Here is a 1962-nt window from a genome sequence, read left to right on the forward strand (position 1 = left end):
TGGCGGCCTGCATGACCGTCGTGCCGACGGGTACCGAGACGACGATGCCGTCGATGGTCAGGTCGACCAGCGCAACGTCGGCGACGGCGGCGCTTCCGTTGTCGGTGAGATCAATGGCGGGTTTGATCATGACGCCACCTGCGAGGCTGGGGGCGCGGCGCCGGCTGGAGCCAGCAAGTCCGCGGTGAAGTGCTTCATCACGCTGCGCACCGGCATGGGCGTGAGCCCCCCGAGTGCGCACAACGAACCGAGCTCCATGGTTTCGCACAGTTCTTCGAGCAGGTCCCACTGCTCACGGACCTTCTCGCGTCGGCGGAGCCGCTGAATGACCTCGACCCCGCGTGTGGAACCCACCCGGCATGGCGTGCACTTGCCGCACGACTCGTGCGCGCAGAAGGCCATCGCAAACTCGGCCTGGGCGGCCATGTCCACCGTATCATCGAAGGCCACAATGCCACCGTGCCCCAGCATGGCTCCGATAGACGCGAAGTGTTCATAGGTGAGCGGCGTGTCCCACTGCGATGCGGGCAAGTAGGCGCCCAGTGGACCGCCTACCTGAATGGCCCGCAGCGGCCGTCCCGAATAGCTGCCACCGCCAAATCGCTCCACGAGCTCGCGCAGCGTGATGCCAAACGGCAACTCCACCAGGCCGCCGCGCTGGATGTTGCCGCCCAACTGGAAAGGCATGGTGCCGGTGGACCGGTCCATGCCATGGGCGGCGTAGTGCTGCGCGCCCTGCGCCAGCACGTCGGTGACGGCGGCGAACGTCAGCACGTTGTTGATCACCGTAGGCTGTCCGAAGAGCCCTTGCAGTGCTGGCAACGGCGGCTTCGCCCGCACCACGCCGCGTTTGCCCTCGAGGCTTTCGAGCAACGCGGTTTCTTCGCCGCAGATGTACGCTCCACCACCCATGCGCAGTGCGATGTCAAACGCGTGGGCTCCGCTGCCCACCGCCGCGCCCAGCACACCGGCCTGGCGCGCGATGAGCAAGGCTTCGGCAAACACCTTGGCGGCGTATGGGTATTCGGACCGCAGGTACACGTAGCCCTGCGTTGCGCCCACCGCGAGACCCGCAATGGTCATCCCTTCGATCAACTGGAAGGGATCGGCCTCCAGCAACAACCGGTCGGCGAAGGTGCCGGAGTCGCCTTCATCGGCGTTGCACACCACGTACTTCTGCGCCGCGTTGGCGTTGCGCACGGTTTCCCATTTGATACCGGCGGGGAACGCGGCACCACCGCGGCCGCGCAGCCCCGACGCGCTGACCTCCTGCACGATGGCCGCAGGCGACATGCTGACCGCCCGCTCCAACCCACGCAATCCTCCGACCGCCCGATAGTCGTCGAGTGACAAGGGATCGATGCGTCCCACACGCGCAAATGTGAGCCGCACCTGGTCGGCCAGCCACGGGACCTTGTCCACGAGACCGATGCACTTCTCGTGACTCCGCGCGGGGATACCGTTGGCGAACAACGAAGGCACGTCAGCGGCCGAGACATTCGCAAAGCCAATGCGACCGTCGGCGGTGTCGATCTCGAGCAGCGGCTCCATCGAGTACGCTCCCCGTGAGCCGTTGCGCGACACCGTGACATGTCCGTCGCGCACAGCGGGTACCCGCGCAAGCGCGGCCGCCACTTCATCGGCCCCCACGGAGCGCGCCGCGGTATCGTTGGGAACATGAATACGTGTCATGCCGCCCCCTGCCGCACATCACGCGCCTGGCTTGGCAGCTCGGCCAGCAACTGGTCGAATCGTTCCGGCGTCACGCCGCCCACGATACGATCGTCGATACGCACCGTCGGTCCCAACGCACAGTTGCCAAAACAGTAGGCGGCTTCGATGTGCACACGTTGGTCAGCGGTGGTCTGCCCAAGCTCCACGCCCAATGCCGTGCGGGCATGTGTGGCCAGCTCCCGGCAACCCACCGCCTGGCAGGCCTCCGCCATGCACAGCTGCACGACG

General features: G+C 66.5%; 2 protein-coding genes. Both read right to left on the minus strand.

All coding sequences use genetic code 11. The features are described 5' to 3' along the window. Positions 1-126: 126 nt before the first annotated feature. Positions 127-1692: a formate dehydrogenase beta subunit gene (locus VGE27_RS10420; RefSeq protein ID WP_331049585.1), complete on the minus strand. Its 1566-nt coding sequence runs from the start codon at positions 1690-1692 to the stop codon at positions 127-129. Continuing rightward, positions 1689-1962: NAD(P)H-dependent oxidoreductase subunit E (locus VGE27_RS10425; protein WP_331049586.1), on the minus strand; the 274-nt coding region annotated here is incomplete at its 5' end. The genes VGE27_RS10425 and VGE27_RS10420, both read right to left, overlap by 4 nt.

Origin of the sequence: Gemmatimonas sp., assembly GCF_036405635.1 — a bacterium.
Classification (GTDB): domain Bacteria; phylum Gemmatimonadota; class Gemmatimonadetes; order Gemmatimonadales; family Gemmatimonadaceae; genus Gemmatimonas.

Coding starts and splice junctions, on each gene's coding strand:
- VGE27_RS10420 (WP_331049585.1), bottom strand. CDS start 1,692: ATGACACGTATTCATGTTCCCAACGATACCGCGGCGCGCTCCGTGGGG.